This is a genomic window from Bradyrhizobium sp. USDA3010, assembly GCF_056429065.1.
Map to the genome: position 1 here is coordinate 1 of NZ_JBWJZD010000123.1, position 1214 is coordinate 1214.

Consider the following 1214-nt stretch of genomic DNA (forward strand, 5'->3'; position numbering starts at 1 on the left):
TTAGCACGCTGATCACATTGCGGTAGCGGATGGGCTGCCAAACGAAGTTTGTCATGCGACCTTCGTCAGCAGGTCGGGGGAAATGGATTTGCTCCGCCTTCATCGACAACAACACCTGGCGAGCGCTACCAAGTTCGCGAAAGCGAGTGAAGATAAGTCGAATCACCTCTTGCAGACGCAGGTCAGCATCCAGGCCCAGACCGGCTTCGCGATGCCAGACATAACCAAACGGCACTGATAAGCGTAGCTCACCACGTTGGGCCTTCGCCCTGGCTGCCTCTAGCATCCGTGCCCGGATTATGCCCAACTCAAACTCGCTTATGCTTCCCTTCATGCCGAGCAAGAGCCGATCGTTCGGAAGGCAAGGATTATAAACGCCGTCGTGATCAATCACCCTCGCTTCGACAAGCCCGCATAACTCAAGCAGATGATGCCAATCGCGGCCGTTGCGCGCGAGCCGCGATGCATCGAAGCAAATCACGGCACCAACGGCTCCTGCGCACAACCATGCGACCAGCCGATCAAAGCCGGGCCGGGCCACCGTTCCACTCGCCGAACGGCCGAGGTCATCATCAATGACTTCCACGTCGGAGAAGCCGTGCCGGCGCGCAATATCCACAAGATCGTACTGTCGCCGTTGGCTCTCCAGATTGGCCATCACCTGGGATTGCGTTGACTGCCGCACATAGACGACAGCTTTGCGCTTCAAGAGCGCTTCCGGGATCTCGTCAGTGTCGGGCATCACCGAGCTCCTCGACTACCAGGCCGGCGGCCTGCATGAGGATTTGGGCGAGCGTCAGTAACGCCTTCACCCGCGCCGCCTCGTTCATCCTGTCCAGCCTGTCTGGCTCGAATATCAGGCTCAGTTGCCCGTCTGAAATCCGTACAGCTACGCGCTCCTGCTTCATCGGCGTTCTCCCATGCGACTCGATCGCTCGGGGAGTTTGTGGAAATGGCGAGCGCTGTGACCAGTCTCTTCAGCTCTGACAATGCGGCAAGATCAACTTGTGGTGGCCCGGAGGTCATCTCCGTGCATGCGATTGGATCTACCATCCAGCCGGGAATCGTGATGACCGTGCCCAATGGGGTTCGGATCCGCAAAAACTGACCTGTCGCGCGTTGCTCCACCCGACGCACGTTCACCGTCCGGCCAAAATAGGGATGCCAACGATAGTGGACCTCGAAATCCTCCCCGACATGGGCAGAATGAACGG

General features: G+C 58.6%; 2 protein-coding genes. Both read right to left on the reverse strand.

All coding sequences use genetic code 11. From position 1 onward, the window contains the following. Positions 1-742: recombinase family protein (locus tag AC066Y_RS43210; protein WP_478279133.1), on the reverse strand; the 742-nt coding region annotated here is incomplete at its 3' end. Continuing rightward, a complete protein-coding gene (locus tag AC066Y_RS43215; protein ID WP_176540802.1) occupies positions 729-908 on the reverse strand; it encodes a hypothetical protein in 180 nt (59 codons plus the stop codon). The genes AC066Y_RS43210 and AC066Y_RS43215, both read right to left, overlap by 14 nt. Between the last annotated feature and the right edge of the window lie 306 nt (positions 909-1214).